The organism is Burkholderia reimsis (assembly GCF_003294055.1).
GTDB classification, from domain to species: domain Bacteria; phylum Pseudomonadota; class Gammaproteobacteria; order Burkholderiales; family Burkholderiaceae; genus Burkholderia; species Burkholderia cepacia.
This window is the reverse complement of sequence record NZ_QMFZ01000035.1, coordinates 47,647-72,958: the sequence shown is the minus strand read 5'-3', so window position 1 is coordinate 72,958 and position 25,312 is coordinate 47,647. Positions and strand designations below refer to the sequence as shown.

The window sequence follows — 25,312 nt, the reverse complement described above, 5'->3', positions numbered from 1 at the left end:
CGCGACCGACAGGTATGTGTCGCGGAGCGGATCAGTCTCGACAAGCTATAGCGGGCCGTGCATGACGTCCCAATCCGCCGGCTCTGTCTCCACGAGGCTGACTTTTGCGGATCGTCGTAGGTCAAGCGTAGCGGGTTATCGGGAGGCTTGCGTCAAGAAATCGAACCGTAGGAACTACCGACGCATTGTTCCTGGCGCTCCAGACCACGGCGCGAACGCATTGGTCCGTGTCACTCCTGTACGCACAACATCACCGGCCTCAACGTCGTCCGCTTCATTGGCGATCTGCTCGCGGAGGATGATGAGCATCCAACCGTGATCGTGATCGATCACGGTACTGACGAAACGGCGGGAAGCCCGTCGATGTCAATTAATAAGTTTTCCTGACTATAAGTGTGGAAAAAGCACCTGGCCAAAAAGTTCGAGATCGTGCGGCGACACTTGAAATGTGGATGGTGACGCTCCACCCCACGAACCACGAGAGCCGTTGACGCCAAGCATGCCGATCCGATGATCGGCGAGGGCGTCAAATTCTAAAAAAGTAATATCGGATACCTAATTACCATGAATAAAATTTATCGAAGCATATGGAATGAGGCGCTGGGTGTGTGGGTGGCAGCGTCCGAGCTGACGAACACGCGCGGTAAGGGTTCCAAGAGCGTTTGCGAGCAGGGAAGTGTGAATTCGTCTGGCCAGAGCGTATTTGGGATACCGAGGATGCGGCTCAGGCAGGGTGTTCTGGGATTCATGGCCGTGACAGGACTCTTGACTACAGGAGTGTTTCCCGTTGTGGCGTGGGCGGGTGACATTGGAAATTGTAGCGGTAACTCATCGAGCTCGGCGGGTATCGGTGGGACGTCCACTAGCGTCTCGCAAGGTGGTTGGACCGCGGGTGAGGGGAACTGCGGAACCGGGACCGGGGTAATCATCGCGGAGGCTCCAAGCGCGAACGCCGGTGTAACTGGCTCCAGTGCCTACATGTGGATCGGGGGGACCGGGAATAACCCCGCCGGTTCGATTACACTGTACGGCCCAAGCGGCATAACGCTGAACGCTGGTACGAGCGGCACTATTAACCTGAAAAACACGACGTCGCTGAACAACAACAAGATCACGAATTTGGCGCCGGGTACGAATCCGACCGATGCGGTGAACTTTTCCCAATTGACGTCGTTGTCCACGTCGACGTCGACGGGCCTGTCGTCGGCTGTTAGCTCGATCACGTCGTTGTCGACGTCGACGTCTACCGGTCTTTCGTCGGCCAGCAGCTCGATCGGCTCGCTGTCGACGTCGACCTCGACTGGCTTGTCGTCGGCGAACAGCTCGATTTCTTCGCTGTCCACCTCGACCTCGACGGGTATCACCTCGTTGTCGACCGGCCTGAGCTCGACCAACAGCTCGGTGTCGTCGCTGTCGACTTCCACGTCGACCGGCTTGTCGTCGGCCAACAGTTCGATCACGTCGCTGTCGACTTCGACGTCGACGGGTCTGTCGTCGGCCACCAGCTCGATTTCTTCGCTGTCCACCTCGACTTCGACGGGCCTGTCGTCCGCGAACAGCTCGATCACGTCGCTGTCGACCTCGACGTCGACGGGTTTGTCGTCGGCTACCAGCTCGATTTCCTCGCTGTCCACGTCGACCTCGACGGGGATCAACTCATTGTCGACCGGCCTGAGTTCGGCCAACAGCTCGGTGTCGTCGCTGTCGACCTCGACGTCGACCGGCTTGTCGTCGGCCACTAGCTCGATTTCTTCGCTGTCCACATCGACATCGACGGGCCTGTCGTCCGCGAACAGCTCGATTTCTTCGCTGTCCACGTCGACCTCGACGGGCATCAACTCGCTGTCGACGGGCCTGAGCTCGACGGATAGCTCGGTGTCGTCGCTGTCGACCTCGACGTCGACCGGCTTGTCGTCGGCCACCAGCTCGATTTCTTCGCTGTCCACGTCGACGTCGACGGGCCTCTCGTCCGCGAACAGTTCGATCACGTCGCTGTCGACCTCGACGTCGACTGGCTTGTCGTCGGCCACCAGCTCGATTTCCTCGCTGTCCACGTCGACCTCGACGGGTCTGTCGTCCGCGAACAGCTCGATCACGTCGCTGTCGACTTCGACGTCGACTGGCTTGTCGTCGGCGAATAGCTCAATCTCCTCGTTGTCGACCTCGACTTCGACGGGTCTGTCGTCGGCGAACAGCTCGATTTCCTCGTTGTCCACGTCGACCTCGACGGGCATCAACTCGTTGTCGACGGGTCTGAGCTCGACGGATAGCTCGGTGTCGTCGCTGTCGACTTCCACGTCGACGGGGCTGTCGTCGGCGAATAGCTCGATTTCCTCGCTGTCCACGTCGACCTCGACGGGGATCAACTCATTGTCGACCGGCCTGAGTTCGGCCAACAGCTCGGTGTCGTCGCTGTCGACCTCGACGTCGACCGGCTTGTCGTCAGCGAACAGCTCGATCACGTCGCTGTCGACCTCGACGTCGACTGGCTTGTCGTCAGCGAATAGCTCAATCTCTTCGCTGTCCACGTCGACCTCGACCGGTATCAGCTCGTTGTCGACCGGCCTGAGCTCAACGGATAGCTCGGTGTCGTCGCTGTCGACCTCGACGTCGACTGGCTTGTCGTCGGCGAATAGCTCGATTGCTTCGCTGTCCACGTCGACCTCGACGGGCATCAGCTCGCTGTCGACCGGCCTGAGCTCGACCAATAGCTCAGTGTCGTCGCTGTCGACTTCCACGTCGACGGGCTTGTCGTCGGCCAACAGCTCGATTTCTTCGCTGTCCACCTCGACTTCGACGGGTATCAGCTCGTTGTCGACCGGTCTGAGCTCGACGGATAGCTCGGTGTCGTCGCTGTCTACTTCGACGTCGACCGGCTTGTCGTCGGCGAATAGCTCAATCTCCTCGTTGTCGACCTCGACTTCGACGGGTCTGTCGTCCGCGAACAGCTCGATTACGTCGCTGTCGACCTCGACGTCGACCGGTCTGTCGTCGGCCAACAGCTCGATTTCTTCGCTGTCCACTTCGACCTCGACGGGTATCAGCTCGTTGTCGACCGGCCTGAGCTCAACGGATAGCTCGGTGTCGTCGCTGTCGACTTCGACGTCGACTGGCTTGTCGTCGGCGAATAGCTCGATTTCTTCGCTGTCTACCTCGACCTCGACGGGCATCGGCTCGCTGTCGACCGGCCTGAGCTCGACCAATAGCTCGGTGTCGTCGCTGTCGACTTCCACGTCGACGGGTCTGTCGTCGGCCAACAGCTCGATTTCTTCGTTGTCCACGTCGACCTCGACGGGCATCAATTCGCTGTCGACCGGTCTGAGCTCGACGGATAGCTCGGTGTCGTCGCTGTCGACCTCGACATCGACCGGTCTGTCGTCGGCCAACAGCTCGATTTCTTCGCTGTCTACCTCGACCTCGACGGGCATCAACTCGCTGTCGACCGGTCTGAGCTCGACGGATAGCTCGGTGTCGTCGTTGTCGACTTCGACGTCGACCGGCCTGTCGTCGGCCAACAGCTCGATTTCTTCGTTGTCCACGTCGACCTCGACAGGTCTGTCGTCTGCGAACAGCTCGATCACGTCGCTGTCGACCTCGACGTCGACTGGTCTGTCGTCGGCCAACAGCTCGATCTCCTCGTTGTCCACGTCGACCTCGACGGGCATCAACTCGTTGTCGACGGGCCTGAGCTCGACCGACAGCACGGTGTCATCGCTGTCGACTTCGACGTCGACCGGCTTGTCATCGGCCAACAGTTCGATCTCTTCGCTGTCCACGTCGACCTCGACGGGGCTCTCGTCCGCGAACAGCTCGGTGTCGTCGCTGTCGACCTCGACGTCGACCGGTCTGTCGTCGGCCAACAGCTCGATTTCTTCGCTGTCCACGTCGACTTCGACGGGCATCAGTTCGCTGTCCACGGGCTTGAGCTCGACGGATAGCTCGGTGTCGTCGCTGTCCACGTCGACCTCGACCGGTATCAGCTCGCTGTCGACGGGGCTGAGCTCGACCGACAGTTCGGTGTCGTCGCTGTCGACCTCCACGTCGACCGGTTTGTCGTCGGCTACCAGCTCGATTTCCTCGCTGTCCACGTCGACCTCGACGGGGATCAGCTCGCTGTCGACGGGCCTGAGTTCGACCAACAGCTCGGTGTCGTCGCTGTCGACCTCCACGTCGACTGGCTTGTCGTCGGCTAACAGCTCGATCGGCTCGCTGTCCACGTCGACTTCAACGGGGATCAGCTCGCTGTCGACGGGTCTGAGCTCGACCGACAGCTCGGTGTCGTCGCTGTCGACCTCCACGTCGACTGGCTTGTCGTCGGCTACCAGCTCGATCGGCTCGCTGTCCACGTCGACTTCAACGGGAATCAGCTCGCTGTCGACGGGCCTGAGTTCGACCAATAGCTCGGTGTCGTCGCTGTCGACCTCGACGTCGACCGGTTTGTCGTCGGCTACCAGCTCGATTTCCTCGCTGTCCACGTCGACTTCGACGGGCATCAGTTCGCTGTCGACTGGCCTGAGCTCGACCGATAGCTCGGTGTCGTCGCTGTCGACTTCCACGTCGACTGGCTTGTCGTCGGCTACCAGCTCGATTTCCTCGTTGTCCACGTCGACCTCGACGGGCATCAGCTCGTTGTCGACCGGCCTGAGCTCGACGGATAGCTCGGTGTCGTCGCTGTCTACTTCCACGTCGACGGGTTTGTCGTCGGCGAATAGCTCAATCTCCTCGTTGTCGACCTCGACTTCGACGGGGTTGTCGTCCGCGAATAGCTCGATCACGTCGCTGTCGACCTCGACATCGACCGGCTTGTCATCGGCCAACAGCTCGATCTCCTCGCTGTCCACATCGACCTCGACCAGCATCGGTTCGTTGTCGACAGGCCTGAGCTCGACCAACAGCTCGGTGTCGTCCCTGTCGACCTCGACATCGACCGGCTTGTCGTCGGCCACCAGCTCAATTTCCTCACTGTCCACGTCGACTTCGACCAGCATTGGCTCGCTGTCCACCGGCCTGAGCAGCACGAACAGCACGATCCTGTCGCTGTCCACTTCGACGTCGACGGGTATCGGCTCCTTGTCTACGGGTCTCAGTTCGACCAACAGTTCGATGACGTCGCTGTCCACGTCGACCTCGACCGCGATCGAAGCCGCGAAAACGCACTACTTCAGCGTCAACGATGGCGGTGCGCCAGGGGCGAACTACGCGAACAGCGCCGCGACGGGCCTCTACTCGTTGGCCGCCGGCGTCGGCGCCAGCGCGGCGGGCGCGAGCAGCGTCGCCGTCGGCAACGGCTCGAACGCACAATCGGACGGCTCGGTCGCGATCGGTCAAAGCGCGTCGGCAACAGGCGGCAAGGCCGTGTCGATCGGCTCCGGCAATACCGCGAGCGGCGACGGCGCGGTCGCGATCGGCGACCCGAGCGTCGCGACGGGCACCGGCGCGGTCGCGATGGGCGCGAACGACACGGCGACCGGTACCGGCGCAGTGGCGCTCGGCAACGCGAGCACGGCAACCGGCAACAGCGCGCTCGCACTCGGCAACTCGAGCCAGGCCACCGCGGACAACACGATCGCACTCGGCAACCAGGCCACGGCCAGCGCCATCGGCGCGCAGGCCTACGGCTCGGGCGCCACGGCCAGCGCCACCAATGCGCTCGCGTTCGGATCGAACGCCACCGCGAACGTCGCCAACTCGATCGCGCTCGGCGCGAACTCGGTCACCGGCAATGCGGTCGCGGTGTCGAGCGTCACGGTCGGCGGCGTCACGTATCCGGTCTTCGGCACCAGTCCGGTGGGCGTTCTGAGCGTCGGTGCGCCGGGCGCGGAACGCCAGATCACGAACGTCGCTGCCGGCCAGGTCTCGGCCACCAGCACGGACGCGATCAACGGCAGCCAGTTGAACGCGACGAACCAGGCGGTCAACAACCTGTCGACGTCGACCGCGACGAACGTCGCATCACTTTCGACGGGTATCAACTCGCTGTCGACGGGCCTGAGCTCGACCAATAGCAACGTGTCTGCGCTGTCCACCTCGACCTCAACCGCGATCAACGCGCTGTCGACATCGACGGCGGCCGGTCTCAGTTCCCTGTCCACCGGCCTGAGCACGACGAACAACAACGTGGCCTCGCTGTCGACTGGCGTGACGAACATCAACAACCAGTTGAGTCAGCTTTCCACGTTGATGACGACGAACACGACGAACACCGGCGGCATCGCTGCCGACATGAACGGCACCGGCTCCGATAAACCGACCGTCACTGCCGGCTCGAACTCGGTGGCGATCGGCGCGAATTCGAACGACGGCGGCCGCTCGAACGTGGTGTCGGTCGGCAGCGACACGCAGCAGCGCCAGATCACGAACGTCGCGCCCGGTACGCAAGGTACCGACGCGGTGAACGTGAACCAGCTGACGCAAGTGCAGACGACGCTGTCGACGGCACTGTCGGGCCAGCAGGCGCAGATCAACTCGCTGGGTTCGCAACTGCAGCAGACCGACCAGATGGCGAAGCAGGGTATCGCGGCCGTCGGCGCGATGGCGTCGATCCCGCAGCTCGATCGCGACGCCAACTTCGGGATGGGCGTGGGTACGTCGACCTTCCTCGGCCAGAAGGCGATGGCGGTCAACATGCAGGCGCGCATCACGGACAACCTGAAGGCGTCGATCAACGGCGGCTTCAGCGGCGGTCAGAAGGTGATCGGCGCCGGCATGCTGTATCAGTGGAAATAATTGCATGTTCGCGCACGGCCGACTGAAAGCCTGCAGCGGGAACAAGGCGTATCGGCGGGCACTGGAATTTCGAGTGCGTGCATTGGAGATCGCTGTGGATGGTGCGGCCGTGCGTTGCAATACCGATGATCTTGTCGAAGACGCGGAGCGTGGATTGGCGCGGAAGGAGTTCTTTTTCGTTTACCAGCCAAAGCTCCGCCTTCAGACCGGATTGCTGTCCGGATTCGAGTCGTTGATACGCTGGCAGCATCCGGAGCGCGGCGTGTTGATGCCGGCGGCGTTCATTGACCTCGTCGAAAATTCGCATCTGACATGCCGATTCACTGATTACGTGGTCGAGGAGTCCGCGCGTGTACTCGCCGGTTGGGCTGCGCTCGGCTACGACGATTTGTCTCTGTCCGTCAATTTGCCCGCTCATGAAGTCATGCGGCCGGGAATGGCAAGAAGACTGGCACTCGTTCTGGATTCCTACGCCGTCCGTGCCGCGAATTTTCAGATTGAACTGACGGAGTCCATCGATCCTGGCCCGATAGAGGCACTTGCCGCGGCCGTGGCATCGATTCGAGATCTTGGGGCGAGCGTTGCAATCGATGATTTCGGTTCAGGGTGCTGGTCGTTGACCAAATTGCATGGCCTGGCTGTCGATACACTCAAGCTGGATCGATCCTTCATGCGCGACGTTCATGAAAGTGCCGAATCGAGAGCGATGGTCGAAGCGCTCGTCGAGCTTGGAAGCCGCTTGAAGAAGAACGTCGTTGTGGAGGGTGTCGAAACCAGGGCTCAGTTCGAGTGGCTGAGAGAAATGACGCAAATTGATTGCCAGGGATACTACATCTCCGAACCCGTTCGAGAGGAGCACGTGGATCGATTGATCGAACGATGCGGAATTCCGGGGTGAAGCGAGGGCGTTGTTGTTCCCGGGGAATGGGGATGGCCGGAATGCAGCGATTCCTTCTCGTTATATGTCGGGAGGGGGCGACTCGTTGTTTCCGTGGCGTGCTTCTCAAGTCGCGACCGAGCGTCAGCGGAGCTGGCGCATGTGGACCGCCAAGATCCACTTGACCGCGGCCTGGCAGGGGCGTGACGAGTGTGGCACTCCGTGGCGGGTGGACATGGGCGGGCTGTTCACGCGCTGCCTTCAGGGGATGATGCCGTTGCGTCAAAACCGGCATGCTTACGAGCGAGCGTGCGCATTATTTGCCGGGCATAGGCACAGGCTCGATTCATCGAAGGCGCGGGATCGAACGTGCCATGTGACGCATGAAAAGACGGGCCGCAACCTTGAGTCGATATCGCGAGTCGAAACCGAAAAGTACGATCAGGCCGATACGCGCGAGTGATGCGGTTCAAAGTCGCGAGTAAAGCAGTCTCGCGTGAATGCGTCTATATAGTCCATCATCAGATCGGATGAGCGTCCGGCTTCCTGCTCGTCACCGGCGGCGACTGCTCGCGCGACTCTCGTGTGCTGCAGGCTCGCCGACGGCAAATCATCCAGCTGCTTGTGATACATGAAGTAAAAGCGTCGCGACAGGGCGTGTAACGGCGCGATGGCCTCGGCGGCGAACCGATTCCGTGAAAACTGCGCGATGAGTTGATTGATCGCATAGACGCATCTCAAGTAGGCGACGACGTCTCGCGATTCGCCCGCCGCGTCGAGTTTTTGGGCGATTTCGCGGATCTGTTCGCGCTCCTCCGGCAATGACCGCCGTGCAGCGCGTTGCGCGATGAGGCGTTGGAGTTCACGGCGCGTTTCGAGTACGAGCAACTGATCATGAATGTTCGGGACGGTGATCATGATGCCGTGTCGTGGAACGATCTGAAGGAGATGCGACGCAGCCAGTCTTTGCGCGGCCTCGCGAACCGGCGTTCTCCCGGTATTCAGCTTTTCTGCGAGAGAGGCCTCGGACCAGACGCTGCCGGGCGCAAGCTCCAGCGTGACGATGAGTTCCTCGAGTTTCTCGTGAGCTTGTTCGGCCAGGGTACTGCCAGTCAGTCCGTTCATTTGCTTAAGTGTTTGCCTGAAGAATATTACTAACATATTAGTCAGGTCCCCCCTTGTTTTCAACTCGAGACTTTAAAAAGGGCAAGGTCAAGGAACGGGTTTACCCCCTTTGATCTCTGGCAGGTGTCTCGATATCCTACTGATATGTTAGTAACATTTGAGTGGCATGGTATGTGGATGCACCATTTCACGCCAGGGGGCGATGAGTTTGCGCGGCGCGTCGATCGCTATCGAGGCCGGCATGAAATGGCAATCCAGGTGCCGCCTTGCCTGGCAGGTTCGCGACGGTCTGCCAATCCGCATCGTCGACGCCGCTCTTTGGTGTTGGGCACGGAACAGCGGGTACTTGGAGAAGTTGATGACGGCCAAGGTTGCGAGGTCGTGTATCGCCGGATTTTGAGGTTGATGTTGGGGTGAGGTGAGGTTGGTTTCAATCGGTCGGCATTATCAAAAACAAGACATACGTTCAGACCTGTGTAATCAGGCGATCGATTTGGAGTGCGATGAAAATTATTCGGGTCGACGAAGGCTGGGGGTGTTATGAGTATCTTGTTAGTGGAAGGGGATCACGATCAGGCGTCGGCCCTTGAAAGGGCGCTGCGCGGGTCGGGTCAGGAAATTTTACGGGTGTGCGATAGCACGCGGGCTGTTCAGTTTCTGAAAAGGGAGAGGGTCGAACTCATCGTGCTCGATTGGCGAATTCCAGATGCCAACGGCCTGAATTTGCTGCACTGGATTCGGGCCAACGTCGGAGATGAACCGGTCGTTTTGTTCCTTGCCGCGAGAACGCTTGAAGCAGATGTTGCCGCCGCGCTGGACGCAGGAGCCGACGAGTACATCGGCAAGCCGTTCCGCGAGATCGAGTTGGCCGCTCGCGTCAACGCGCTGTTGCGTCGAAATGGCCGCAACAAGAAACCCGACAGCAGGGTCGAGGTCGGTGCGTATGTGTTGAACCCGCTGGCGCGCACAATCGCCGTGCACGGAAAGATCATCGACTTGACGGCAAAGGAATTTGCGCTGGCAAATTTCCTGTTCACCAACATCGGGAGCGTGCTTTCCCGGGATTCCCTGTCGACGCTGGCGTGGGGGAGAGCGCTCGATGGAACATCGCGGAGCCTCGACACGCATATCTATCGGCTCCGACAAAAATTGGCGCTTCGTCCGGAAAACGGGCTTCAATTGAGTGCCGTGTATACGCATGGCTACCGGCTCGATATGGTCGACGACTTTTCGATGGCTGAGAATTTTGCGGCCCCCGGCCCGGTCCCGCAGCGTGCGATTGCCGAGAGCCCTGCTTCCGCGCTGGCTTAGACAATTCCGGGAGATTCGTCCGTCTCATGGTGTGAAGGTGATCCGGGCTGCTCTCGGCGGTTATCGCGCGGGCAGCCCGCTTCGCGCTAGCGATTTCGTGAATCCGATGCGTGACGTGTCAACGGGCAGGTCGTTCGGGTTCTGTGCGATTCCGTGCGCCAGCCATGGCGCCATGGCGCAGCAAGATGATGAACTTCTCTTGCCGAAAGGGGGCGAATGCGGGGCGATGCCTCCTCCCCGCAGGCGCAGTGGGGTATCCGTACCCCATATAATTTGCCTGGGTTTGCCCGGATACGCGGGATATCCCTGAGGGATCGTGGCCGTGTGGTTTTCCGGTGGGGACGGATCGGGCAAGTGGCGCGCGGCGTCTTCCCGGTTTCTCGGGTTGTGGCCCGAGTTTATGTCCAAGCTATTGTTTTTACAGGACATATCGGGGGCGCCCCTGGTTCGTCGAGGATGTCCCGGGTTCACGTTCGGGTGAGTAACGTTCGTGGTCGAGCGGGCTTCGCCGGCCCGAAAAAACCGTCAATCCCCCTTCTTGAATTTGTCAAAACCCGTCCATATAATTAGCACTCGCTGCACGAGAGTGCTAACAATTCTCTGCCGGGCGATAAGCCGGGCAGATTCCCCAAGCGTTCTTCAATCTCAGTCAAGAGAGGAGTGAATATGAACCTTCGTCCTTTGCACGATCGCGTGATCGTCAAGCGCCTGGATCAGGAAACCAAGACCGCCTCGGGCATCGTGATCCCCGACGCCGCTGCTGAAAAGCCGGATCAGGGCGAAGTCCTGGCCGTCGGCCCGGGCAAGCGTGACGACAAGGGCGCCCCGATCGCGCTCGACGTGAAGGTCGGCGATCGCGTCCTGTTCGGCAAGTACGCAGGCCAGACCGTGAAGGTCGACGGCAACGAACTGCTGGTCATGCGCGAAGAAGACATCATGGCCGTGGTCAACGCCAAGTAAGCGTCCACCGACGGTACATATTCCCAAGAATTCAAGGAGTTAGAAGATGGCAGCTAAAGACGTCGTATTCGGCGATTCCGCCCGTTCGAAGATGGTCGAAGGCGTGAACATTCTCGCCAACGCAGTCAAGGTCACGCTGGGTCCGAAGGGCCGCAACGTGGTGCTCGAGCGCAGCTTCGGCGGCCCGACGGTCACCAAGGACGGTGTGTCGGTCGCGAAGGAAATCGAGCTGAAGGACAAGCTCCAGAACATGGGCGCGCAAATGGTCAAGGAAGTGGCTTCCAAGACCAGCGACAACGCAGGCGACGGCACGACGACGGCAACCGTCCTCGCGCAATCGATCGTTCGCGAAGGCATGAAGTACGTCGCATCGGGCATGAACCCGATGGACCTGAAGCGCGGCATCGACAAGGCAGTCGCAGCGGCTGTCGACGAGCTGAAGAAGATCAGCAAGCCGTGCACGACGAACAAGGAAATCGCACAGGTCGGCTCGATCTCGGCGAACAGCGACACGTCGATCGGCGATCGCATCGCTGAAGCGATGGACAAGGTCGGCAAGGAAGGCGTCATCACCGTCGAAGACGGCAAGTCGCTGGCCGACGAACTCGACGTCGTCGAAGGCATGCAGTTCGACCGCGGCTACCTGTCGCCGTACTTCATCAACAACCCGGAAAAGCAAGTCGCCGTCCTCGACAACCCGTTCGTGCTGTTGCACGACAAGAAGGTGTCGAACATCCGTGATCTGCTGCCGGTGCTCGAGCAAGTCGCGAAGGCTGGCCGTCCGCTGCTGATCATCGCTGAAGACATCGAAGGCGAAGCGCTCGCAACGCTGGTCGTGAACAACATCCGCGGCATCCTGAAGACCGTTGCGGTCAAGGCGCCTGGCTTCGGCGATCGTCGCAAGGCGATGCTGGAAGACATCGCGATCCTGACGGGCGGCCAAGTGATCGCCGAAGAAACCGGCCTGACGCTCGAGAAGGCAACGCTGGCAGAACTGGGCCAGGCGAAGCGCATCGAAGTGGGCAAGGAAAACACGACGATCATCGACGGCGCAGGCGAAGCCGTGAACATCGAAGCACGCGTGAAGCAAGTGCGCGCGCAAATCGAAGAAGCGACGTCGGACTACGACCGTGAAAAGCTGCAAGAGCGCGTGGCCAAGCTGGCCGGCGGTGTTGCAGTGATCAAGGTCGGCGCAGCGACCGAAGTCGAAATGAAGGAAAAGAAGGCACGTGTCGAAGACGCACTGCACGCAACGCGCGCAGCTGTGGAAGAAGGCATCGTGGCAGGTGGTGGCGTTGCGCTGATCCGCGCTCGCACCGCGATCGCAGGCCTGACCGGCGCGAACGCCGACCAGAACGCCGGCATCAAGATCGTGCTGCGCGCAATGGAAGAGCCGCTGCGCCAGATCGTCACGAACGGCGGCGAAGAAGCCAGCGTCGTGGTGGCGGCAGTTGCTGCAGGTACGGGCAACTACGGCTACAACGCAGCGACGGGCGAGTACGTCGACATGGTTGAAGCCGGCGTCGTCGACCCGACCAAGGTCACGCGTACCGCACTGCAGAACGCAGCTTCGGTTGCAGGCCTGCTGCTGACGACGGACGCAGCTGTCGCCGAACTGCCGAAGGAAGACGCACCGATGCCGGGCGGCATGCCGGGCGGCATGGGCGGCATGGGCATGGACATGTAATCGACTTCGGTCGATGGTGTCCGGAGCGCGCAGCGATGCGCGTTCCAGCCAAAAGAAAAGACCCGCAGCGATGCGGGTCTTTTTTTATTGGTGCCGTTGAATCGGCAGCGGGCGCGGGACGGCCGGGTGCGGCAAGGATGGCGCCGCGAGTTCGCCGCGACGGCGGGACGTGCCCGCCGTGTCCGGCTCAATGCCGGTGCGACGTCCTCGGCACCGGGTCGACCTTCACCGCCGGCGGGGTATCCGCGTCTTCATTGCTGCGCGCCCAGAAGAACCGGTCGGGCAAATACGCGCCCATGCCGGGCCGGAACGCGTCACGCACGGCCTGGTACAGGTATTCCTGCGCCTCACGAACCGCTTCGGGCGGCTCCTGGCCGTTCGCGAGCAGTGCCGCGATGGCCGCGCCCAGCGTGTCGGTGATGCCCATCAGCCGATGCGGCGAACGATCCCACATGTCCTCGCGCAGCTGGCCTTCTTCGCCGTACAACGTGTTGACGAGCCGATGCGAGCCGGTCTCGGACGACAGGATGTACTCGCAGCCCTGCGACAGCAGGTGCGACACGGCCGCGTCGAGATTCGGCGCCTCGGCGTCGCCGTCCGGCTGCGCGAGCGCGATCAGCGTCGCGTAGTCGGCAACCAGCAGCGTGGTTTGCGGCGCGAGCAGGTCGGCGATCGATTCGCGCAGGTCGTCGGCGGCGAGCACGTGTTCGTCGTCGAGCGTGAAGTCCGGCGCGAGCACGAGCGGCACGCCGTCGTAGTCGGCGACGACCTCGGCGATCGCGCTCACGACTTCCGCACGCGTCGCCGCGCCGATCTTGAACGCGGCAACCGGCATGTCTTCGAGCAGCATGCGCGCCTGGGCGGCAACCACGTCGGGATCGAGACCGGTGACTTCGTCGCAGGCGGCCGAGTCGCGCACCGTGTAGCCCGTCAGGACGGACACGCCGTGACAGCCCATGCTCGCCAGGGTCATCAGATCGGCTTGGAGGCCGGAGCCGCCGGTGGGATCGGACAGGCCGAAGGTGAGGACGATCGGAGGGGCGTTGCTGGACATGTAAAAATGGGGCAAGAGAAAAACGGGAAAGCGACGGACATGCGGACGGCGAGGCGAAATGGGCGTTTTCGGCCCTGTGTTGCCCGGCAGGCCGCACTTTTCAGCCATTATGCGGCGGAATCCGGCCCGCACGACGGATTTTTTAGCGCAGCGCAACGTAGTCGCCTTACTCCAGCGCGATTGCTAGGCAGTCCGGCCCCGACACGGTACCATCATGGCTCCCGAATTTACCGACTTTCCCGACGCGGCTTAAGATGGAATACAAGAGCTGGATGTGCCTGATTTGTGGCTGGATTTATGACGAAGAAGCCGGGCTGCCCGAAGAGGGCATTGCCCCGGGCACGCGCTGGGAAGACGTCCCGATCAACTGGACGTGTCCTGAATGCGGCGCCCGCAAGGAAGACTTCGAGATGGTCCAGATCTGACCGGATCCTCGGCCCACGGCACACCGCTCAGGCCTCGCATCGGCCCGGCGCTCGCGCGCCGAGGCCTGCGCGAGCGACTTGACGATGACAGGCGCGCGTGTGCATGAGGCCCGAACCGGCGAACGTTCCCCACCCTGACGCATTGCCCAACCCGCGCGGCGGGGCCGTGCGCGCGGCCGACGCGTGGCTTGCGGCGGCTGCCGACGCATTCGAGCGTCGCGACGACGCTGCCGCGCCGCTGTCCGCCGCGGCGGCCGTGCTGGCGGAAGCCGGCTGGCTGCCGGCCGCGCGATTCGCGGGGCAGTTGTCGGCCGCCGTGCCGCTCGTCGCCGTCGAGCCGACTTCGGCCGGCTGGCGGGCCGCGCTGCGCGATTTCCGCGCGGCCGTCGGCCGCCACAACCTGCGCGAGCTCGCGTGCTCGCCCGTTCTCTTCGAGCATTTCCGTGCCTTGCGCGCGCAAAGCGCCGCCGACCTGCGCGCGAGCGCGCCGCTCGACGCGCTCGCGCTCGTCGGTCGCGCGGTGCCGCCGGCCACGCTGCGCGCGTTGCCCGATGCGTTTGCGACCCGGATTCGTGCCCGCTACGAACAGGCGCTGCTTGGCGTGCTGCGCGCGGGACACGGCGCGCCCGATGCGGCACTCGCCGAACTCGACGCGATGCTGGCGGCGCTCGCGGGCGACGATCCCTACGATTTCTGGCGGCTCGCGGCCGCGTGCGTGCGCGCGCTGCGCGCCAGCGGCGCGCCGGAGCTGAAGCGCTTTCTCGCGCGGACGAACCTGCTGCTCGGCGAGCACGCGCAGGGCCGGCGCAGTGCGCCGCCGGAACTCGTGCGCGAGACGGTGGCGCTGCTGTGGCGCGATTTCGCGCTGTTCGGCGCCGCAGCCGAGGATGTCGCACTCGTCGACGTGCTGCACGACTACGGGCTGACGGTCGACTGGCACGTCGCCGGCACGCCCGCATCGGAGGCGCTGTGGGAGGCCGATGCCGCCCGGGCCGAGCACGATGCGGTTGCCGCAGCGCCGACCCGCGCGCTCGGTGTCGTGACGGTCAATGCGCATGCCTATGAGGATTTCCTGCAGACGGCCGATGCGTCGATGGCCGACCTCGCTGCCGATCCGGCCGCGGCCGACGCGGGGGCCGCATGGCACGCGTCCGGCGCGGCCTACCGGGTCGGTACGGCCGCATGCGCGCTCGGGCTCGGCCATGCGGCGCTCCTGGCCGACACGCTGGGCCTGGCGTGGCGGCGTGCGGCGCACGGCGTGCCGCTCGCCGACGGCGGCCTCGACGCGCACGGCCACGCGTCCGACATGCTGCGCGCGGCGCTGCTGAAGATCGCCGCCGGCGTGGCGCCGCCGGACCTCACCGCGGCGTCCGGCGCGCTCGGCGCGGCGCTCGGCCGGGCCTGACGAACAAGGGGACGAGCAAGGGGACGAACACGCGGCGGCGGCCCTTGCCGCGCGGGCCTGCAACACGCTGCCGACAGCGCCCGCGCGCGTGTTAGAGTGCCGTGTGATCCGCGCGCGCCGTTGCCAGCGCGGCGCGGCGTTGCTTGTTGATCGCGGCCCGGTCAGGCCGCGGCGTCTTTGCTAAAATTCAAACCATGTCAAAGCCTTCCGATCGCATCAATCTCACCAACCAGTTCCTGATCGCCATGCCGAACATGGCGGATCCGACGTTTTCAGGAACGGTGGTCTATCTTTGCGATCACAGCGAGCGCGGTGCGCTCGGCCTCGTCATCAATCGTCCTACCGACATCGACCTCGAATCGCTGTTCAACCGCATCGACCTGAAGCTCGACATCGAGCCGCTGCTGCACATCCCGGTGTATTTCGGCGGCCCGGTCCAGACCGAGCGCGGTTTCGTGCTGCACGAGCCGGTGGAGGGCGCGAGCTACAACTCGTCGATGTCCGTCGAGGGCGGGCTGGAGATGACCACGTCGAAGGACGTGCTCGAGGCGGTCGCGACGGGCAACGGCCCGAAACGCTTCCTGCTGACGCTCGGCCATGCGGGCTGGGGGGCCGGGCAGCTCGAGGAAGAAATTTCCCGCAACGGCTGGCTGACGGTCGCCGCCGATCCGCGCATCGTGTTCGACACGCCGGCCGAAGAGCGCTTCGAAGCCGCGCTCGGCCTGCTCGGCGTCAGTTCGTCGATGCTCTCCGGCGAAGCAGGGCACGCATGAGTGGCGCGAGCGCGCGCGATGCGACGCTGCTCGCGTTCGACTACGGCGAAAAACGTATCGGGGTCGCGATCGGCAATGCGCTGACGCGCTCGGCCCGTGCGCTCGTCGTGATCCAGAACCTGAACCGCGAACACCGCTTCAAGGCGGTCGGCGAACTGCTGGCCGAATGGCGGCCGGACGCGCTCGTCGTCGGCCTGCCGATGCATCCGGACGGCACGCCGCACGACATGACGCAGCAGGCGAAGCGCTTCGGCAACCAGCTGAACGGCCGCTTCGGGCTGCCCGTCACCTGGGTCGACGAGCGTTATTCGTCGGTCGAGGCCGAGGCCGGGCTGCGCGAGCGCAACGTGCGCGGCCGTGCCCGGGCCGAAATGCTCGATGCCGAGGCCGCGCGCGTCATCCTTCAACAGTATCTCGATCAATTGTCCGACCATGAGCACCATTGACGCCGAGGCGCTTTACCGCGTCCTGCTCGACCAGATCCGCGCCGCGTACGGCACGGCGTTCGCCGAACCGGGCGGCCCGCGGCTCGCCGGCATTCACAGCGGCGGCGCATGGCTCGCCGAGCGCCTCGCGCGCGATCTCGGCGCGCCGGCGTTCGGCGTCGTGAACGTCGCGCTGCACCGCGACGATTACGCGAAAAAGGGGCTGCACAGCCAGGCCAGCCCGACGTCGCTGCCGTTCGAAGTCGACGGCGCGCGCATCGTGCTCGTCGACGACGTGTTGTATACCGGGCGCACCGTACGCGCGGCGCTCAACGAGCTGTTCGATTACGGCCGTCCGGCCGCGGTCGAGCTCGCGGTGCTCGCCGATCGCGGCGGCCGCGAGCTGCCGGTCGCCGCGCGCTTCGCGGGCGGCACGCTGGACGTGCCGGCCGGCGCGACGCTCGTGCTCGCGCGCGACGACGCGCAGTTCACGCTGCGCGTCGAGGCGCACGGCGCCTGAGCGGCACGCGAACCGTATCCCGGGCCGCTGGTTTGCACCGCGGCCCGTTTGCATAGTTGGAATCACGCACACCATGACCACCGACACCACTGGCCGCACCGGCAATCCCGCCGCGGCCGCGAGCCCCGACCGGTTCCGCTACGGCTTCCTGAAGGGCAATCCGCAGCTCACGAAAAACGGCGAGCTGAAGCACCTGCTGTCGATCGAGGGCCTGCCGCGCTCGATCGTCAATCACATCCTCGATACGGCCGAGCAGTTCGTCAGCGTGACGGACCGTGAAGTGAAGAAGGTGCCGCTGCTGCGCGGCAAGTCCGTGTTCAACCTGTTCTTCGAGAACTCGACGCGTACCCGCACGACCTTCGAGATCGCCGCGACGCGCCTGTCGGCCGACGTGCTGAACCTGAACATCAATGCGTCGTCGACGAGCAAGGGCGAATCGCTGCTCGACACGATCAACAACCTGTCGGCGATGCATGCCGACCTGTTCGTCGTGCGTCATGCGTCGAGCGGCGCGCCGTACCTGATCGCCGAACACTGCGCACCGCACGTGCACGTGATCAACGCAGGCGACGGCCGTCATGCGCACCCGACGCAGGGCCTGCTCGACATGTACACGATCCGTCACTACAAGCGCGACTTCACGAAGCTGCGCGTGGCGATCGTCGGCGACATCCTGCATTCGCGGGTCGCGCGCTCCGACATCCACGCACTCACCACGCTCGGCGTGCCGGAAGTGCGCGCGATCGGCCCGCGCACGCTGCTGCCGGGCGGCCTCGAGCAGATGGGCGTGAAGGTGTTCCACAACCTCGACGAAGGGCTGAAGGGCGTCGACGTGATCATCATGCTGCGCCTGCAGAACGAGCGGATGAGCGGCGCGCTGCTGCCGTCGGCGCAGGAGTACTTCAAGACCTGGGGCCTGACGCCCGAGCGCCTCGCGCTCGCCGCGCCCGACGCGATCGTGATGCACCCCGGCCCGATGAACCGCGGCGTCGAGATCGATTCGCAGGTCGCCGACGGCCCGCAGTCGGTGATCCTCAACCAGGTCACGTTCGGCATCGCCGTGCGGATGGCGGTGATGGGCATCGTCGCCGGCAACAGCGACTGAGCCCGCTTTCGCGCATCCTGATCCAGGCACTCAACGCATTCAACGCATTCACAGACAGCGCATGAAGATTCATATCAAAGGCGGCACGCTGATCGACCCGGTCGCCGGCACCGAACGGCAGGCCGACGTTTTCGTCGCGGACGGCAAGGTCGCCGCGATTGCCGACACCGGCACCGCCGCGCCGGCCGGTTTCAACGCCGAGAAGACCATCGACGCATCGGGCCTGATCGTCGCGCCCGGCCTCGTCGACCTGTGCGCGCGGCTGCGCGAGCCGGGCTACGAGCACAAGGCGACGCTCGCGTCCGAGATGGCCGCGGCCGTCGCGGGCGGCGTCACGACCCTCGTTTGCCCGCCGGATACCGACCCCGTGCTCGACGAGCCGGGCCTCGTCGAGATGCTCAAGTTCCGCGCACGCAACCTCCACCAGGCGAACGTGCATCCGCTCGGCGCGCTGACGGTCGGCCTCAAGGGTGAAGTGATCACCGAGATGGTCGCGCTGACCGAGTCCGGCTGCGTCGGCTTCACGCATGCCAACGTGCCGGTGCGCGACACGCAGGTGCTGCTGCGTGCGCTGCAGTACGCGAGCACCTACGGCTACACCACGTGGCTGCGCCCGCAGGACGCATTCATCGGCCGTGGCGGCGTTGCCGCGAGCGGCGCGCTTGCGTCGCGGCTCGGGCTGTCCGGCGTGCCGGTCGCGGCCGAGACGATCGCGCTGCACACCATCTTCGAATTGATGCGCGTGACGGGCGCACGCGTGCACCTCGCGCGGCTGTCGTCGGCGGCCGGCCTTGCACTCGTGCGCGCGGCGAAGGCCGAGGGGCTGCCCGTGACGTGCGACGTCGGCGTGAATCACGTGCACCTGATCGATGTCGACATCGGCTACTTCGATTCGCAGTTCCGGCTCGACCCGCCGCTGCGCAGCGAGCGCGATCGCGAAGCGATTCGCGTGGCGCTCGCCGACGGGACGATCGACGCGATCTGCTCCGACCACACGCCGGTCGACGACGACGAGAAGCTGCTGCCGTTCGGCGAAGCGACGCCGGGCGCGACGGGGCTCGAGCTGCTGCTGTCGCTGACGCTGAAGTGGGCGGACGAGACGCGTACGCCGCTCGCGCAGGCGCTGCGCCGCATCACGTCGGCGCCGGCCGACGTGCTGCAGCTGCCGGCCGGCCGACTCGCCGAAGGCGGCGCGGCCGACCTGTGCGTGTTCGACCCGCGCGCACACTGGCGTGTCGAGCCGCGTGCGCTGAAGAGCCAGGGCCACAACTCGCCGTTCCTCGGCTACGAACTGCCCGCCTGCGTGCGCGCGACGCTCGTCGCCGGACAGATCGCGTTCGAGCGCCCCTGAACCACGCCGGACCTTCGCCATGATTGCCCTTCGCAAGCTGCGTCTCGTCTTTCACCTGTTGCGCGGCATGGCGATCGTCGCGCTGCGTTTTTCGCACGTCACGCCCGCGCGGCGTGCCGAGATGACGCGGCGCTGGTCGCTCAAGCTGCTGCGGATCTGCGGGATGCGCCTCGTCGTCCATAACGACGGCGCGCGGCTCGATGCGAGCGCGCTCGTGGTCGGCAACCACGTGTCCTGGCTCGACATCTACACGATCAACGCGTGGCGGCCGACGCCGTTCGTGTCGAAGGCCGAAGTGCGGCAATGGCCGGTCGTCGGCTGGCTCGCCGAGAAGCTCGACACCGTGTTTCTGCAGCGCGAGAAGCGCACCGAGGCGATGCGGGTCATGCACGAAATGGCCGAGCGCCTGCGCAACGGCGGGCTGATGTGCGTGTTTCCGGAAGGCACGACGACGGACGGGCAGGAACTGCTGCCGTTCCATGCGAACCTGTTCCAGGCCGCGGTATCGGCAGGCTGCGCGGTGCAGCCGATCTGCCTGATGTACGAGGACGCGCAGCGGCGGCAGTCGGTCGCGCCGGCCTACACGGGCGAGCTGGCGCTCGGCAAGTCGCTCGACATGGTGTTGCGCGGCGGCCCGATCGTCGCGCATCTTTACGTGTGCGAGCCGATCGCGCCGGGCGGCGACCGGCGGGCGACGTCCGCCGCGGCGCGCGATGCGATCGCGGCCGCGCTCGCGACGCTGCAGGAGAGGGTCGGCAAGCCGTCGGCCGAGTCGCTCGCGGAACTGGCGAAGCATGCGTATCCGGCGACCGAGGTCGGCACCGGTGCGGCGCGCAACGAGGCGGCCGACGCGCCCGTGCCGGGGCGAGAGGGCTGACGCGTTGGGGCCGATCCACCTCCGGCCCCGCGAATCAGTTTCTCGTCACTCTCCGCCCGGTGAGCGGCACGCTTCGCACTGCACCTGCGTGACCGTGCGCTGCGCCGGATCGGCCGTCAGCTGTACGGCCGACAGCTGGTTACCCCACACACACCCCGAATCGAGCGCGACGACGTTCTCGCGCAGCATCAGGCCGAGCGCGGCCCAGTGCCCGAACACGACCGTCACGTCCTCCGTGCGGCGCCCCGGGACGTCGAACCACGGCAGGTAGCCGGGCGGCGCGCTGTCGAGGCCGCCGTTCGCCTTGAATTCCATCGCGCCGTCGGGCGTGCAGAAGCGCACGCGCGTGAATGCGTTGAACGCGACGCGCATCCGGTCGCGTTTCTTCAGGTTGGGACTCCATTGATTCGGCTCGTTGCCGTACAGCTGCTGCAGCGTGTCGCGCCAGTCGGGCGCGCGCAGCGCGCGCTCGAGTTCGTCGGCGAGTTCGAGCACTAGCGTGGTGTCCCACTGCGGCAGCACGCCCGCATGCACGAGCAGCATTCCGTTTTCCGCATGCACGAACGGGCGGTGGCGGACCCAATCGAGCAGCGCGTCGGCGTCGGGGGCGTCGAGGATTTCGCCGATGGTGTCGCCCGGGCGCTCGGTGCGCAGGCCGGCGGAGACCGCAAGCAGGTGGAGGTCGTGATTGCCGAGCACGACGGTCGCGCGCGGGTCGAGGTCGACAACGGCGCGCAGGGCGGCAAGGGAGCCGGGCCCGCGGTTGACGACGTCGCCGGCGATCCAGAGCGGAGTGTCGGCAGGTGGGGACAGCTTGTCGAGCAGCGACTGGAGAGCGGAATGACAGCCCTGGATGTCGCCGATGGCGATGGGGGTCGAATGCATGAGGGTCGGATCGTGAGGAATCGGGTGAACTGAGAAAAAAGTCGCATAAACACAGGCGTAATGCAAAGGTCGTTCCGCATCGGGCCGTCAGTGAGGCATGCGATTTTTCGTGACGCAAAGGGCCGGGGCGCTGTATCAAGTTGTTAGCAGCGTGGAATTGACGTCGACTGGATTCCTATAATTGACATTTTCGCTCCGAAATTAACATCTCGTGACTTTGCCGGTCATGGCGACCGGTTAAAATGCCGGGCCTGATCGGCCGAGACTTGGCCACTGTGACATGACAAGAAGTGCGACGAGCGCCTGCCAGGCGCGCCGCACACTATTACTAGAGGAAGCTTCATGATCCTGGTTACCGGCGGCGCGGGTTTTATCGGTGCCAATTTCGTACTCGATTGGATGGCTGCTTCTGTTGAGGCCGTGCTCAATGTCGACAAGCTGACCTATGCAGGCAACCTGCGGACGCTGGCACCACTGGACGGAAGCCCGGATCATGTGTTCGCCCGGGTCGACATTTGCGATCGCGCAGCACTTGATGCGCTGTTCGCCGAGTACAAGCCGCGGGCCGTGATCCACTTTGCCGCTGAAAGCCACGTCGACCGCTCGATCCACGGGCCGGCCGATTTCGTGCAGACCAACGTCGTCGGCACGTTCACGCTGCTCGAGGCGGCACGCACGCACTGGAACGGGTTGAGCGACGTGGAGAAGGTGGAATTCCGCTTCTTGCACGTGTCGACCGACGAGGTGTTCGGATCGCTGTCAGCGACCGATCCGCAATTCTCGGAGACGACTCCGTACGCACCGAACAGCCCCTATTCGGCGACGAAGGCTGGTTCCGATCATCTGGTGCGTGCGTATCACCATACGTATGGCCTGCCGACACTCACGACGAATTGCTCGAACAATTACGGCCCGTATCAGTTTCCGGAGAAGCTGATTCCGCTGATGATCGCGAATGCACTCGCGGGCAAGCCGTTGCCGGTCTACGGCGATGGCCAGAACGTGCGCGACTGGCTGTACGTCGGCGACCACTGCAGCGCGATCCGCGAAGTGCTTGCGCGCGGCGTGCCGGGCGAGACGTACAACATCGGCGGCTGGAACGAGAAGAAGAATCTCGATGTCGTGCATACGCTGTGCGATCTGCTCGACGCGGCGCGGCCGAAGGCGGCGGGTTCGTATCGCGAGCAGATCACCTATGTGAAGGACCGCCCGGGCCACGACCGCCGTTACGCGATCGATGCGCGCAAGCTCGAGCGCGAGCTCGGCTGGAAGCCCGCGGAGACGTTCGAGACGGGGCTCGCGAAGACCGTACGCTGGTACCTCGAGAACCAGCCATGGGTGGACGAAGTCGCGTCGGGCGATTACCGCAGGTGGGTCGAAACCAATTACGCGCAACGCACGTGAGGGCTTGATCGATGGCACGCAAAGGCATAATCCTCGCCGGCGGCTCGGGCACGCGACTGTATCCGATTACCTACTCGGTGTCGAAGCAGTTGCTCCCGGTGTACGACAAGCCGATGATTTACTACCCGCTTTCGACGCTGATGCTCGCGGGCATTCGCGACGTGCTGGTCATTTCGACGCCAGCGGACACGCCGCGCTTCCAGGCGTTGCTGGGCGATGGCTCGAAGTGGGGTATGAACCTGCAGTACGCGGTCCAGCCGTCGCCGGACGGGCTCGCGCAGGCGTTCATCATTGGGCGGGACTTCATCGGCAACGATCCGAGCGCGCTCGTGCTCGGCGACAACATATTCCACGGCAACGATCTCGCCAAGCAGTTGCTCGCGGCCAACGCGCGCGCCGAAAGCGCCACCGTGTTTGCCTATCATGTGCAGGACCCGGAGCGTTACGGCATCGTCGAATTCGACGACCAGATGCGCGCGTTGTCGATCGAGGAAAAGCCGCTTCAGCCGCGCTCGCGCTACGCCGTGACCGGTCTGTATTTCTACGACAACGATGTGTGCGACATTGCGGCCGACATCAAGCCGTCGGCGCGCGGCGAACTCGAAATCACCGACGTCAATTCCCGTTATCTCGCGGCGGGCAAGCTGCAGGTGGAGATCATGGGGCGCGGTTATGCGTGGCTCGATACGGGCACGCACGATTCGCTGATGGAGGCTGCGGCATTCATTGCGACCTTGCAGAAGCGCCAGGGCCTCGTGGTCGCGTGTCCGGAGGAAATTGCATACCGACTGGGCTGGATCGACGCCGAGCGCCTCTTGGAACTCGCCGCGCCGCTCGCCAAGAACGGGTACGGGCAATATCTGAAGAACCTACTGACGGACAAGATCCTATGGCAATCACGGTAACTTCCACGGCAATTCCAGACGTCAAGCTGATCGAGCCGAAGGTCTTCGGCGATGCTCGCGGGTACTTCTTCGAGAGCTTCAATCAGCGGGAATTCCGAGAGCAGGTTGCGGATGTCGAGTTTGTTCAGGACAACGAGTCGCGCTCCGGTAAATCGGTGCTTCGCGGGATGCACTATCAGATCAGCCATGCGCAGGGCAAGCTGGTCCGCGTCGTCGAAGGCGAAGTTTTCGACGTTGCCGTCGACCTGCGCCGTTCGTCGCCGACGTTCGGAAAATGGGTCGGCAGCGTACTGTCCGCGGAAAACCACCTTCAGATGTGGGTGCCAGCCGGATTCGCGCACGGCTTCCTGGTGATGTCCGAGACAGCGACGTTTCAGTACAAGACGACCGATTTCTGGTACCCCGAATTCGAACGCGTGCTGCTGTGGAATGATGCGCAGGTCGCCATCGACTGGCCGCTCGACCGGGATCCGGTGGTCGCGCCGAAAGATCTCGCCGGTACCGTTTTGGCGGATCTGGAGACCTACGCATGAGGATTCTCGTGACCGGGGCGAACGGGCAGGTCGGGTGGGAGCTCGTCCGCGCGCTGCAGCCGCTGGGTGAGGTGGTCGCAGCGACTCGCCACGTCGTCGATCTTGGCGACGCGGCTGCCGTCGACGCATACGTCGACACGCTCGCGCCCGATCTCGTGGTCAATGCGGCCGCCTATACGGCTGTGGATCGTGCCGAGGACGAGCCCGAAGCCGCGTTCGCGGTCAATCGCGATGCGGTGGGCGCGCTCGCGCAGGCGGCACGCGAGCGCGGTGCATTGCTGATCCATTTCTCGACTGACTATGTGTTCGACGGAAGCAAGCGGACACCGTATGTCGAAAGCGACGCGGTGTGCCCGCTGAACGTCTACGGCGCGAGCAAGTTGGCAGGCGAACAGGCCATCGCCGATGCCGGCGGAGACTGGCTCGTGTTCCGTACGTCATGGGTGTACGCCTCGCGCGGGCAGAATTTCCTGCGCACGATGCTCCGGCTGGGCGCGAATCGCGAGGCGCTGTCCGTCGTCAGCGATCAGTTCGGCGCGCCGACGAGCGCGCGCATGATCGCCGATCTGACCGCGCACGCTGCGGCAAAAGCGCTTGCCGAGCGTCGGGCGGGATCGTTCACGAGCGGCGTGTACCACATGACGGCGCAGGGCGAGACGACCTGGCACGCGTTCGCCGAAGCCATTTTTGCCGGCGCCAGAAGACTGTCCCCACAGATCGATCTGGCGATCCGGGAGGTGAAGCCGATTCCCGCGACCGAGTATCCGGCGAAGACCGCGCGTCCGACCTTTTCGGTGCTCGACAACACGCGGTTCGACGAGCGTTTCGGATTGCATCGACCGCAGTGGTTGGACGGGCTTGCGCTCGTCCTCGCGGAACTGTTCGATGCTTGATGCCGCCCGGTTCGGGCGGCGCACATCACAATTCATGCCGCGTCGTGTATGCGGTATGGCTTAGCTAGAGA

Annotated in this window: 21 protein-coding genes and 1 pseudogene; 19 read left to right on the top strand and 3 right to left on the bottom strand. The window is 64.0% G+C overall.

Annotated features, from left to right (window positions below):
* Positions 1-564: 564 nt before the first annotated feature.
* From DPV79_RS43900 to DPV79_RS31635, 4 genes and pseudogenes are all read left to right on the top strand, one after another.
* A pseudogene (locus DPV79_RS43900) lies at positions 565-678 on the top strand (ESPR domain-containing protein); the annotation flags it as partial.
* A 39-nt stretch (positions 679-717) separates the two neighbouring features.
* Positions 718-6,726, top strand: a complete 6,009-nt coding sequence (locus tag DPV79_RS31645; RefSeq protein ID WP_482764116.1) for a YadA-like family protein — start codon at positions 718-720, stop codon at positions 6,724-6,726.
* Between the two features lie 4 nt (positions 6,727-6,730).
* Positions 6,731-7,624, top strand: a complete 894-nt coding sequence (locus DPV79_RS31640; protein WP_113047299.1) for an EAL domain-containing protein — start codon at positions 6,731-6,733, stop codon at positions 7,622-7,624.
* 139 nt (positions 7,625-7,763) lie between these two features.
* Complete coding sequence (locus tag DPV79_RS31635) at positions 7,764-8,066, top strand: hypothetical protein (RefSeq protein WP_124626889.1); 303 nt, start codon at positions 7,764-7,766, stop codon at positions 8,064-8,066.
* Here DPV79_RS31635 and DPV79_RS31630 read toward each other — a convergent pair.
* On the bottom strand, positions 8,045-8,728 hold the full coding sequence (locus tag DPV79_RS31630) for a GntR family transcriptional regulator (RefSeq protein ID WP_113047298.1): 684 nt from the start codon (positions 8,726-8,728) through the stop codon (positions 8,045-8,047). The two genes, DPV79_RS31635 and DPV79_RS31630, sit on opposite strands and share 22 nt — an antisense overlap.
* Positions 8,729-9,268: 540 nt before the next feature.
* On the opposite strand from DPV79_RS31630, the gene DPV79_RS31620 reads away from it, so the two are divergent.
* From DPV79_RS31620 to groL, 3 genes are all read left to right on the top strand, one after another.
* A complete protein-coding gene (locus DPV79_RS31620; RefSeq protein WP_113047296.1) occupies positions 9,269-10,039 on the top strand; it encodes a response regulator transcription factor in 771 nt (256 codons plus the stop codon).
* 666 nt (positions 10,040-10,705) lie between these two features.
* Positions 10,706-10,999, top strand: coding sequence for a co-chaperone GroES (groES, locus tag DPV79_RS31615; RefSeq protein ID WP_011351136.1), 294 nt, complete (start codon positions 10,706-10,708; stop codon positions 10,997-10,999).
* Positions 11,000-11,045: 46 nt separating this feature from the next.
* Positions 11,046-12,686 carry a chaperonin GroEL gene (groL, locus tag DPV79_RS31610; protein WP_021163332.1) on the top strand — a complete coding sequence of 547 codons (1,641 nt, stop codon included), beginning with the start codon at positions 11,046-11,048 and terminating at the stop codon, positions 12,684-12,686.
* Between the two features lie 187 nt (positions 12,687-12,873).
* Here groL and DPV79_RS31605 read toward each other — a convergent pair whose 3' ends face one another.
* On the bottom strand, positions 12,874-13,740 hold the full coding sequence (locus DPV79_RS31605; RefSeq protein WP_027788204.1) for a hydroxymethylpyrimidine/phosphomethylpyrimidine kinase: 867 nt from the start codon (positions 13,738-13,740) through the stop codon (positions 12,874-12,876).
* Between the two features lie 254 nt (positions 13,741-13,994).
* Here DPV79_RS31605 and DPV79_RS31600 point away from each other — a divergent pair, with 254 nt between their 5' ends.
* The 8 genes from DPV79_RS31600 (at position 13,995) to DPV79_RS31565 (ending at position 20,621) form a co-directional block, all read left to right on the top strand.
* Entirely contained in the window at positions 13,995-14,165 is a 171-nt protein-coding gene (locus DPV79_RS31600; protein ID WP_004186709.1) for a rubredoxin, read from the top strand.
* A 103-nt stretch (positions 14,166-14,268) separates the two neighbouring features.
* The gene (locus DPV79_RS31595) at positions 14,269-15,570 is read left to right on the top strand and encodes a hypothetical protein (RefSeq protein ID WP_059485313.1); all 1,302 of its coding nucleotides are present in this window, start codon (positions 14,269-14,271) and stop codon (positions 15,568-15,570) included.
* A gap of 194 nt (positions 15,571-15,764) precedes the next feature.
* Complete coding sequence (locus DPV79_RS31590) at positions 15,765-16,343, top strand: YqgE/AlgH family protein (RefSeq protein ID WP_027788202.1); 579 nt, start codon at positions 15,765-15,767, stop codon at positions 16,341-16,343.
* Complete coding sequence (ruvX, locus tag DPV79_RS31585; protein ID WP_059498355.1) at positions 16,340-16,789, top strand: Holliday junction resolvase RuvX; 450 nt, start codon at positions 16,340-16,342, stop codon at positions 16,787-16,789. The genes DPV79_RS31590 and ruvX overlap by 4 nt, the downstream gene beginning before the upstream one ends.
* Positions 16,776-17,288, top strand: coding sequence for a bifunctional pyr operon transcriptional regulator/uracil phosphoribosyltransferase PyrR (gene pyrR / locus DPV79_RS31580; protein WP_048024273.1), 513 nt, complete (start codon positions 16,776-16,778; stop codon positions 17,286-17,288). The genes ruvX and pyrR overlap by 14 nt, the downstream gene beginning before the upstream one ends.
* A gap of 73 nt (positions 17,289-17,361) precedes the next feature.
* Positions 17,362-18,393, top strand: coding sequence for an aspartate carbamoyltransferase catalytic subunit (locus DPV79_RS31575; protein ID WP_006476735.1), 1,032 nt, complete (start codon positions 17,362-17,364; stop codon positions 18,391-18,393).
* A 61-nt stretch (positions 18,394-18,454) separates the two neighbouring features.
* Complete coding sequence (locus tag DPV79_RS31570) at positions 18,455-19,744, top strand: dihydroorotase (RefSeq protein WP_113047295.1); 1,290 nt, start codon at positions 18,455-18,457, stop codon at positions 19,742-19,744.
* 19 nt (positions 19,745-19,763) lie between these two features.
* Complete coding sequence (locus tag DPV79_RS31565; RefSeq protein ID WP_021161729.1) at positions 19,764-20,621, top strand: lysophospholipid acyltransferase family protein; 858 nt, start codon at positions 19,764-19,766, stop codon at positions 20,619-20,621.
* A 45-nt stretch (positions 20,622-20,666) separates the two neighbouring features.
* Here DPV79_RS31565 and DPV79_RS31560 read toward each other — a convergent pair whose 3' ends face one another.
* Positions 20,667-21,506 carry a symmetrical bis(5'-nucleosyl)-tetraphosphatase gene (locus DPV79_RS31560; RefSeq protein ID WP_113047294.1) on the bottom strand — a complete coding sequence of 280 codons (840 nt, stop codon included), beginning with the start codon at positions 21,504-21,506 and terminating at the stop codon, positions 20,667-20,669.
* A gap of 342 nt (positions 21,507-21,848) precedes the next feature.
* Between DPV79_RS31560 and rfbB the strand changes: the two genes are divergently transcribed.
* The 4 genes from rfbB to rfbD are packed head-to-tail and all read left to right on the top strand — an operon-like array spanning position 21,849 to position 25,241.
* Positions 21,849-22,910, top strand: coding sequence for a dTDP-glucose 4,6-dehydratase (rfbB, locus tag DPV79_RS31555; protein WP_113047293.1), 1,062 nt, complete (start codon positions 21,849-21,851; stop codon positions 22,908-22,910).
* A gap of 11 nt (positions 22,911-22,921) precedes the next feature.
* Positions 22,922-23,815, top strand: coding sequence for a glucose-1-phosphate thymidylyltransferase RfbA (rfbA, locus tag DPV79_RS31550; protein WP_021161726.1), 894 nt, complete (start codon positions 22,922-22,924; stop codon positions 23,813-23,815).
* Positions 23,800-24,348, top strand: a complete 549-nt coding sequence (gene rfbC, locus DPV79_RS31545) for a dTDP-4-dehydrorhamnose 3,5-epimerase (RefSeq protein WP_021161725.1) — start codon at positions 23,800-23,802, stop codon at positions 24,346-24,348. Before rfbA ends, rfbC begins: the two co-directional genes overlap by 16 nt.
* Positions 24,345-25,241 carry a dTDP-4-dehydrorhamnose reductase gene (gene rfbD, locus DPV79_RS31540; RefSeq protein WP_113047292.1) on the top strand — a complete coding sequence of 299 codons (897 nt, stop codon included), beginning with the start codon at positions 24,345-24,347 and terminating at the stop codon, positions 25,239-25,241. Before rfbC ends, rfbD begins: the two co-directional genes overlap by 4 nt.
* Positions 25,242-25,312 lie beyond the last annotated feature (71 nt).

Coding starts and splice junctions, on each gene's coding strand:
- DPV79_RS31565 (WP_021161729.1), top strand. CDS start 19,764: ATGATTGCCCTTCGCAAGCTGCGTCTCGTCTTTCACCTGTTGCGCGGC.
- DPV79_RS31630 (WP_113047298.1), bottom strand. CDS start 8,728: ATGAACGGACTGACTGGCAGTACCCTGGCCGAACAAGCTCACGAGAAA.
- DPV79_RS31560 (WP_113047294.1), bottom strand. CDS start 21,506: ATGCATTCGACCCCCATCGCCATCGGCGACATCCAGGGCTGTCATTCC.
- DPV79_RS31620 (WP_113047296.1), top strand. CDS start 9,269: ATGAGTATCTTGTTAGTGGAAGGGGATCACGATCAGGCGTCGGCCCTT.
- rfbB (WP_113047293.1), top strand. CDS start 21,849: ATGATCCTGGTTACCGGCGGCGCGGGTTTTATCGGTGCCAATTTCGTA.
- DPV79_RS31635 (WP_124626889.1), top strand. CDS start 7,764: ATGTGGACCGCCAAGATCCACTTGACCGCGGCCTGGCAGGGGCGTGAC.
- groL (WP_021163332.1), top strand. CDS start 11,046: ATGGCAGCTAAAGACGTCGTATTCGGCGATTCCGCCCGTTCGAAGATG.
- DPV79_RS31575 (WP_006476735.1), top strand. CDS start 17,362: ATGACCACCGACACCACTGGCCGCACCGGCAATCCCGCCGCGGCCGCG.
- DPV79_RS31600 (WP_004186709.1), top strand. CDS start 13,995: ATGGAATACAAGAGCTGGATGTGCCTGATTTGTGGCTGGATTTATGAC.
- groES (WP_011351136.1), top strand. CDS start 10,706: ATGAACCTTCGTCCTTTGCACGATCGCGTGATCGTCAAGCGCCTGGAT.
- DPV79_RS31605 (WP_027788204.1), bottom strand. CDS start 13,740: ATGTCCAGCAACGCCCCTCCGATCGTCCTCACCTTCGGCCTGTCCGAT.
- DPV79_RS31645 (WP_482764116.1), top strand. CDS start 718: ATGCGGCTCAGGCAGGGTGTTCTGGGATTCATGGCCGTGACAGGACTC.
- rfbC (WP_021161725.1), top strand. CDS start 23,800: ATGGCAATCACGGTAACTTCCACGGCAATTCCAGACGTCAAGCTGATC.
- DPV79_RS31640 (WP_113047299.1), top strand. CDS start 6,731: ATGTTCGCGCACGGCCGACTGAAAGCCTGCAGCGGGAACAAGGCGTAT.
- DPV79_RS31595 (WP_059485313.1), top strand. CDS start 14,269: ATGAGGCCCGAACCGGCGAACGTTCCCCACCCTGACGCATTGCCCAAC.
- ruvX (WP_059498355.1), top strand. CDS start 16,340: ATGAGTGGCGCGAGCGCGCGCGATGCGACGCTGCTCGCGTTCGACTAC.
- pyrR (WP_048024273.1), top strand. CDS start 16,776: ATGAGCACCATTGACGCCGAGGCGCTTTACCGCGTCCTGCTCGACCAG.
- rfbD (WP_113047292.1), top strand. CDS start 24,345: ATGAGGATTCTCGTGACCGGGGCGAACGGGCAGGTCGGGTGGGAGCTC.
- DPV79_RS31590 (WP_027788202.1), top strand. CDS start 15,765: ATGTCAAAGCCTTCCGATCGCATCAATCTCACCAACCAGTTCCTGATC.
- DPV79_RS31570 (WP_113047295.1), top strand. CDS start 18,455: ATGAAGATTCATATCAAAGGCGGCACGCTGATCGACCCGGTCGCCGGC.
- rfbA (WP_021161726.1), top strand. CDS start 22,922: ATGGCACGCAAAGGCATAATCCTCGCCGGCGGCTCGGGCACGCGACTG.